This window comes from Streptomyces gottesmaniae (assembly GCF_031845845.1).
Classification (GTDB): domain Bacteria; phylum Actinomycetota; class Actinomycetes; order Streptomycetales; family Streptomycetaceae; genus Streptomyces; species Streptomyces akebiae.
In genome coordinates, this window is the sequence record NZ_JAVRFJ010000053.1 from 62,491 (window position 1) to 70,786 (window position 8,296).

General features: G+C 72.5%; 3 protein-coding genes. 1 reads left to right on the top strand and 2 read right to left on the bottom strand.

Going from position 1 to position 8,296, the window contains the following annotated elements:
- Positions 1-345: 345 nt before the first annotated feature.
- Positions 346-2,151, top strand: a complete 1,806-nt coding sequence (locus RM704_RS40275) for a lysyl oxidase family protein (protein ID WP_033530470.1) — start codon at positions 346-348, stop codon at positions 2,149-2,151.
- Between the two features lie 89 nt (positions 2,152-2,240).
- Here RM704_RS40275 and RM704_RS40280 read toward each other — a convergent pair whose 3' ends face one another.
- Both RM704_RS40280 and RM704_RS40285 read right to left on the bottom strand, forming a co-directional pair.
- Positions 2,241-3,743: an MFS transporter gene (locus tag RM704_RS40280; RefSeq protein ID WP_052146347.1), complete on the bottom strand. Its 1,503-nt coding sequence runs from the start codon at positions 3,741-3,743 to the stop codon at positions 2,241-2,243.
- 221 nt (positions 3,744-3,964) lie between these two features.
- Positions 3,965-8,296 (bottom strand): non-ribosomal peptide synthetase (locus RM704_RS40285; RefSeq protein WP_311592825.1); only part of this gene is annotated, 4,332 nt, incomplete at its 5' end.

Below are 8,296 nucleotides of genomic sequence, written 5' to 3' on the forward strand. Positions count from 1 at the left end.
GAGCGGATCGAGCGGTCAGCAACGCTAACGAGCCATTCTCAGGGCTGTGTGCAGGCTGTGTGATGCTCCTGAGCGGATTCGCCGGGGACTTGGAACCGGTTCCGCAGGGATGTGCGGGCGTGTGTTTGAGCCGTGCTCGCCACACCTTTCGTTGAATTCCCGCTCAACAGGCAACCCGGGCACGTCATTTACCAATCTCTCAGGTTGCTCACAGGATGAGCGGGTCGAGACGGGTCGGCCGGGGGTGCGTGGGGGTGCATCCGCGAGGCCGGCCGTGGATCGGCCGTCGTCCGTGGGCTGTCCAGTCCGATGCCCCTGACCAGGGCACTCGCAGACGAGGAACCGATGACCAGCCAGATGACCAGCCCCTCCAGCCCGACCGGCCCGACCGATGCGGCGAGTTCGGCCACGCCGACCGGGGGCAAGGACCGCCGCCGTCGCCTGAAGCGCCCGGGCCTCGCCGCCCTCGCGTCGCTCACCGTGGTCGCCGCCGTGGCCGGAGCCGCCCCCGGCGCCGGTGCCGCGCCCGCCGCGACGCCCGGGAAGCCGCAGCTCAAGCTGATCGCCGCGTCGAACTCCGTGACGCTCACCCGCTACGAGTGGGACAACGGCGTCAGCCTCCAGCTCGGGACCTACCTCTCGGTCGACAACGCGCCCCTGGAGTTCCAGGTGACGCGGAAGTCGTACAAGGACCCGATCATCGCCAAGCAGATCCTGCGCGACGGCAAGAAGACCAAGACGAAGACACTGCCGACGGGGACCGTCGACGACTTCTCCGGGCTGAAGGGCTTCCTGGAGGTCTCGGTCAAGAACGCGGCCGGGGAGGAGGTCGTGAAGAGCGAGGGGAACTTCTGCCCCAACAACGCCTCGGGCCGGATCCGCCCGGACGCCCCCGCCACGAACCACTATCCGCAGAGCTGCTCCACCAATCCGTGGACGCTCGGCTCGGTGTGGGGTGTCGAGAAGGGCTGGGCCACCAACACCACCAACTGGGACTACGACCGGATGGTGGACCTGCCGGCCGGTGAGTACACCGCCCAGGTCGGCGTCGCGAAGAAGTACCGCGACCTGTTCGGCATCCCCGACGACCGGCCGACCATCAAGGTGACGGTGCGGGAGGAGCGCTCCGAGGAGGGCGGTGAGGGCGGCGCCGAGGGCCTGGCGCCCTCGAAGTCCTCGTCGTCCTCCGCGCACCACGGCGGCCATGGCGGCGGTCACGGCGGCGGTCACGCCGCGCAGTCCGCCCCGGCCGGACAGTCGGCCCCGGACAACCACCACTACGGCCCGCGCGGCGCCGACGCCCCGACGCCGCCCGAGATCTCCTACGCCCTTCAGGACCGGGGCCTGGCGAACCACCTGGGCGACGGCAAGGGCCACACCGACGGCTCCCGCATCGCGCCCGCGCTGCAGGCCGCTCCCAAGCGCCCCACCGGCAAGGCGGGCGCCCCGGCGAACGTTCCCAAGCCGGACCTGCGGTCGCTGCCCGCCTGGGACATCGCCATCACCGACGGCGAGGACGGCGACGTGGCCGGCAAGGACTACCTCGCCTTCAGCGCCAACGTCTGGAACGCGGGCCCCGCGCCCCTCGTCGTCGACGGCTTCCGCAAGCCGGGGGCCGACCTGATGGACGCGTACCAGTACTTCTACGACGCGAACGGCAAGCAGGTCGGCTACACCCCCACCGGCACCATGGAGTGGGACCCGCGCGAGGGCCACGAGCACTGGCACTTCACGGACTTCGCCAGCTACCGCCTGCTCAGCGAGGACCAGACCAAGGAGGTGCGCTCCGGCAAGGAGGCGTTCTGCCTGGCCAACACCGACGCCATCGACTACACGGTCAAGAACGCCAACTGGCACCCGGAGAACACCGACCTGTCCACCGCGTGCGGTTCGCAGGACGCCATCTCCGTCCGTGAGGTCCTCGACGTCGGCTCCGGCGACACGTACACCCAGTACCGTCCCGGCCAGTCCTTCGACATCACCGACCTGCCGAACGGCACGTACTACATCCAGGTCATCGCCAACCCGGAGAACCGTCTCCAGGAGACCAACCACAAGAACAACATCGCTCTCCGCAAGGTGATCCTCGGCGGCACGGAAGGGGCCCGCACGGTCCAGGTCCCGCCGCACGACCTGATCAACGCCAAGTAACAGCGGCCGGCCCGCTCACGACGGCACGAACCCCCAGGCCCACCCGGACCTGGGGGTTTCGTCGTCCTACGAGGAGCCGTGCGCGGTGCTCACGCCTTGACCGCCGCTCCGGCGTCCCCCGCCCGCTCCACCGGTCCTCCGGCGCCGGCACGCGCGCCCTCCGCACGCGCGCCCTCCGCACGGCGCTTCGGGATGAAGGAGGCGAGGAGGAAGGCGAGGAGCGCGGCGCCCGCTCCGATGGCCATGACGACCTTGAAGCCGTTCTCGGAGGGGAGGGCGTAGCCGCCGAAGTCGGTGGTCATCTGGGCGAGGATGACACCGGCGAGGGCACTGGCGAACGACGTGCCGAGCGAACGCATCAGCGTGTTCAGGCTGTTGGCGGCGGCCGTCTCGGACTCCGGCACCGCACCCATGATCAGCGCGGGCATCGCGCCGTAGGTGAAGCCGATGCCGCCGCCGATGACGCAGGAGACGAGCACGAGGTGCCAGACCTCGCTCATCAGGACGATGTTGAGGCCGTACCCGGCGGCGACGATCAGCGCGCCGGCCATCAGCGTCACCTTCGGACCCTTGGCCTTGGTGAGTCCCGCGGACACGGCGGACATCACCATCATGACCAGACCCTGCGGCGCCAGCACCAGACCGACGGTCATCATGGACTTGCCGAGGCCGTACCCGGTCTGCTCGGGCAGCTGGAGCAGCTGCGGCAGGACCAGCGACATGGCGAACATCGAGAAGCCGAGCGCCACCGAGGCCAGGTTGGTGAACAGCACCTGGGGGCGCGCCGTGGTCCGCAGATCGACCAGCGGCTGCCTCGCCCGCAGCTCGTAGAAGCCCCACGACGCGAGGATCACGACGGCCGCGGCGAACAGGCCCAGCGTCGTCCCGCTCGTCCAGCCCCAGTCGCCGCCCTTGGACACCGCCAGCAGCAGGGAGACCAGCCCGGCGGACAGTCCGAGTGACCCGACGAGGTCGAAACGGCCGCCGGTGCGCACCTTCGACTCCGGTACGACGGTCAGGACCAGCAGGAACGACAGGACGCCCAGGGCGGCGGAGGTCCAGAAGAGCAGGTGCCAGTTCCAGTTGTCCGCGATGAACGCGGCGGCGGGCAGCCCGAGGGCGCCCCCGACACCCAGCGAGGCGCTCATCAGCGCGGTCGACCCGGCGAGCCGCTCGGCGGGCAGCACGTCCCGCATGATGCTGATGCCGAGCGGGATGACGGCGGCGGCCAGCCCCTGCAGACCCCGGCCGATGATCATCGGGACGAGCGAGTCGGCCAGGGCGCAGACCACCGAGCCGGAGACCAGCAGGACGATGCTGAGCAGCAGCATCCGCCGCTTGCCGAACATGTCGCCGAGCCGTCCCACGACCGGCGTGGCCACGGCCGCGGCGAGCAGGGTGGCGGTCACCGCCCAGGCGGTGTCGGACGCCGGCGCGTCCAGCAGTCTCGGCAGCTCCGGCACGATCGGGATGACCAGCGTCTGCATCAGCGCGACGACGATCCCGGCCAGCGCCAGCACCGCCACCACGGCGTTCGGCCGCGAGGGGGTACCGGCCCCCGCGTCGGCGGGTCGGGGATGGGCATGGGACATGGCAGGGCCTCCGTCGGGAGAACTGGGTGGGGCGAGCAGGGCGGGAAGGGCGTCAGGCGGGCATTTTGCTGGGTCGACCCCCCGGTTCGAGGGATCCCGATTGCTTGACTTAGGCAATCAGATGAACTTACTTAAGTCAAGCAATCCAGCATCTGGGTGGGGGCCAGGTGGCCGCGGCCGCGCTGTCGGCGTCGGCCGGAGCACCGGTCAGTGCCCTGTGCTCACCCGGTGGCTTGGCCCGCCTCGGGCGCCCCACCCGGTCGGCCCGCGTGCTCACGTCCTGAGGGTGGCGGTGGCAGAGCCACCAGGGCCTCCGGTGGGACGGTGTGGTCGAGGAGGTGGAGGGGCGCCGGGCGGACTCCGGCGGCTTCGGCGGCGTGCCAGTGGGCGAGGGCGCGGGGGAGGTCGACGAGGCCGTGGATCAGGGGGATTTCCGCGCGGGGGTCCGAGGTGCCGTCGGGGGCGGAGCGGGCGAGATGGGCGTGGAGGAGGGACTCCAGGCGGCAGGAGGCGAGGGTGTCGGGGAGGTGGAGCGCGAGGTGGTGCTGGCTGCGGGCGGTGGCGTGGCCGGTGAGGGCGGCGGCCGGGAGATCCGGGGACAGGTGGGTCTCGGTGGAGTCGAGGGCCAGCAGGCCGCCTCCCACGATCAGTACGTCCCGCTCGCGCCTCATCCGCTCCAAGGCCCGCGCGGTGTCGAAGCAGTGCGGGAAGGAGTCGTCCACGACGATCGTGCCCGGGCGCAGCCGGTCCACGTCCAGCAGGGCCGTCGGGCCGCCGCTGACCGCGGTGACGATGAGGTCGGACGTCTCGTAGACCTCGGCGGGGAGGGTTCGGGGGTCGGTGGACCCGACGACCCGTACGGCCGTCGTGGGGTGCTCGGCCGACAGCTCCGCCGCCAGGTGGTGGAGGCGGGGGGCGCTGCCGGGGACGTCGCAGAGCAGGAGGCGGGCCGGCGGGTGGGGGCTGAGGGAGAGCAGCAGACGCAGGGACGACGTGCCGATGGACCCGAGGCCGACGACGGCGAGGGTCAGCTCGCTCAGGTCCCGGTCGGTTGCCCCGAGGGCGGCCCGGACGGTTTTCACCACGGCGACGGTGGTGGCCGCGTGGCCGGTGGTGAGGGTGGTCGAGGTGGTCCGGGGCGCGGGTGTCGCCGAGAGTTCCCGGAGGACGTCGTAGCCGTAGCCGGTGAGGGACGGGATCATGCCGGCCAGGGAGACGCAGCGGGCGCCGAGGGACGCGGCGTGGTCCACGGCGCGGGCGGTCAGGGCGGGCAGGGTGCTCGGGTCCAGGTCGGTGGGGAGTGGGCCGGTCAGTTCGTCCGCGAAGAGGGGGAGTGAGACGAAACCGGATCTGCCGAGGGGGGTGGTGACGCTCTCCAGGACTCTGGGGCGGCCGTCCGGGAAGAGGAGGGCGCGCAGTTGTGCGCGGCTCGGGACCGCGTGCGCGGGCAGACCGGCGAAGGCGGCCAGGTGGTGCGGGGCCGGGAGGTAGCCGATGAGGGCCGCGTCGAGGTCGGCGTCGAGGCCGGCGTGGTCGCGGCGGGGTTCTTCCAGTTCTCCGCGCAACTCCCTTGTGAAGCCGATGAGTTGGTCGGCGGTCACGGCCTTCGACGACGCGCGCGCCGTGATGCTCAGGCCCTCGCCGTCCGGGGCGGGGCGTACGGCCAGGAAGACGTCGGTGCCCACCGGTGGCGGGGCGAGTTCGGTGTCGCTGTCGTCGGCCCGGAGCGACAGCGTGGTGTCGGGGGGTGCGCCGAGGGAGCCGAAGTCGAGGAACGTGAAGAAGAACTGGGCGGTACGGGGCAGCCCTTGGGGCATACGGAGGTCCAGGGGGCCGGCGGCGCGGGCCGCGATCGTCTCGGCGGCGATACGGCGGAGGTCGTCGTCGAAAGCCGGGGCGGGGAGGGCGCTGTCGGCCGGTGGCACCGGGCGCAGCGCCACCGCCTCGGCGAACGGACCGAAGACACGGTGGGCGTCGTCGGTGGTCTCCTCCCTGCCGGTCACGGCCAGGCCGAGGACCAGGTCGCGGCGGCCGGTGAGGGTGGCGAGGGCGCGGTGGTACGCGGTGAGGACGGGGGCGTGGAGCGTGGTGCCCGCCGCCCGGGCGAGGTGGCGCAGGGCCCGGGTGCGGTCGGCGTCGAGGGTGACGGTGGCGGTGTGGAAGGCGGGGGCGTCCCCGTCCGGGTGGGCCCGGAGGACGGGCGGGGTGTACGGGGCGTGGTGGCGGGCGCGGTAGTCGTCGGACGTCGGGTCCCACATCGGTGCCGGGGCCGGAGGGTGGTCGTGTGCGGTTCGGCGGAGGACGTGGTCGCGGAACGTGGAGGTGAGGGGGGCCAGGCCGTGAGGGAGGCCGCGTTCGAAACGGCCGTACACGGTGAGCAGTTCGCGCGTCAGGAGGGCCGCGCTGTAGCCGTCGCCGATGAGGTGGTGGGCGTGGACGAGGAGGACGTGTTCGTCCGGCGCGACCGTGAAGAGGCGCAGGCGCACCAGGGGCCAGGCCCAGGGTTCGAAGCGGCGGCTCGCCTCCTCAGCCGTCCGTTCCTCCACCAGGCCGGGGTCGGCCAGGGTCTCCGTCTCGACGGGAAGCCGTAGCGAGGAGGGGAGTTCCTGCTGCACGGGTGGGCGCGCACCGGACGGGAAGACCGTGCGGAGCATGGGATGCCGGGCCATGAGGACGTCGACGGCCCGTTGGAACAGGTCCGGGTCCAGGGCGCCGTGGATACGGAAGCGGGCCAGCCAGGCGGGGTTGGGGCCGGTGCCCGACGCGAGCGTGTCGGCGAGGAGGAAGCCCTGTTGGGAGGGGGTGAGGGGGTAGGGCGTGAGGGGGGAGGTGGGGATGTGTGCGGATGCGGATGCGGATGCGGATGCGGATGAGGGTGCGGGTGGGGGTGTGGGTGTGGTCTGGTGAGCGGTCTGGTGGCCCTCGGCCGGGGTGGTGTCGATGGCCGTGGCCAGGGCCGTCAGGGTGCGGTGGGTGTAGAGGGCGGTCGGGCGAGGCAGTGCGGGGCGTTCGTGGCGCAGTCGCGCGAACAGTTCCAGCACGGTGATGGAGTCGCCGCCGAGGGTGAAGAAGTCGTCCTCGCGGCTGATCTCTGACGCCGGCAGGTCCAGCAGCGCGGACCAGGTGCGCGCCAGCAACTGCTCGGTGGGCGTCGCCGGCGGGGTGCGCCGGGGGTCGGGGAGCGTGGTCTCGCCACGGGGAGCGAGGCGGTTGCGGTCGATCTTGCCCGTGCCGGTCAGGGGGAGGGCCGGGAGGGAGTGGACGCGGGCGGGCAGCATGTACGGGGGGAGGGTGCGGGAGAGGAAGCCGCGTACCTCGCGGGGGTCGAGGCCGCGAGGGGCGGCGGTCCCGCCTGGGTGGTGCGTGCCGGTCCTGGGCTCCACGTACGCCTCCAGGCGTCCGTCGCGCAGCAGTACGGCCGCGCGGGAGACGCCCGGGTGGGTGAGCAGGGCGGCCTCGATCTCGCCGAGTTCCACGCGGTGACCACGGACCTTGACCTGGTCGTCGAGCCTGCCCAGGAACTCCAGGACCCCGTCTGCCCTACGGCGGACGCGGTCGCCGCTGCGGTACCAGCGGCGGCCGTCCCGCTCGGTGAAGGCGGCGGCGGTGAGGTGGGGATCGCCCAGGTAGCCGGGGGTGAGTCCGGTTCCGGCGATGAGGAGTTCGCCGGGTTCGCCGGTGGCGCACTCGTGGCCGTCCTCGCCGATGACGGTCAGTTCCGTACCGGTGATGGGGCGGCCGATGGGGAGGTGGCGGACGTCGTCCGCCGGGCGGGTGTCGATGATGTGGCAGGTGGCGTTGATGGTGGTCTCGGTGGGGCCGTAGAGGTTGGCGATCCGGCCGGCGGTGCCCGGGAGGTCGAACCAGCGGCGTACGTGGGCGGCCGACAGGGCCTCGCCGCCCACGTGGACCCAGCGCAGGGCGGAGAGGCCGGGGGCGGTGCCGCCGTTCCGGCGGGCGTGCTCCTCGGCGGCCGTGAGCAGGCGTTCCCACAGGGTGGGGACCGAGCTCCAGACCGTGATGCGGTCCGCCACGACGTGGTCGAGCAGGGCCTCGGGGTCGCGCAGCAGGCCGCGGGAGAGGGTGTGCACGGTCGCGCCGACCAGCAGGGGTGCCAGCAACTGCCGTACGGAGGCGTCGAAACAGGCCGACGCGGTCTGGGCGAGCCGGTCGCCGGGGCCGTAGCCGAAGGTCGCCAGTGACCAGTCGAGGTAGTTCGTCATCGACCGGTGGGTGATGGGGACGGCCTTGGGGTGGCCCGTCGAGCCGGAGGTGAAGATGACGTAGGCGATGGCGTCGGGGGAGGGGGGCGGTGCCGCGAGTTCGGGGGCGGCAGGGGGTTCGTGGCCCGGAGGGGAGTCGGGGCCGGGCAGGGGGACGGGGACGAGGGTGACGCCGTCCAGGGTGGTGGCCGTCGGACGGGTCGCCGGGTCGCAGACCAGGACGCGAACTCCCGTACGGGACAGCTGATCCCGGTGCCGGGCGGTGGGGTGGGTGGCGTCCAGCGGTCCCCAGCCGGCACCCGCCCGCAGGATGCCGACGACTCCGGTGAC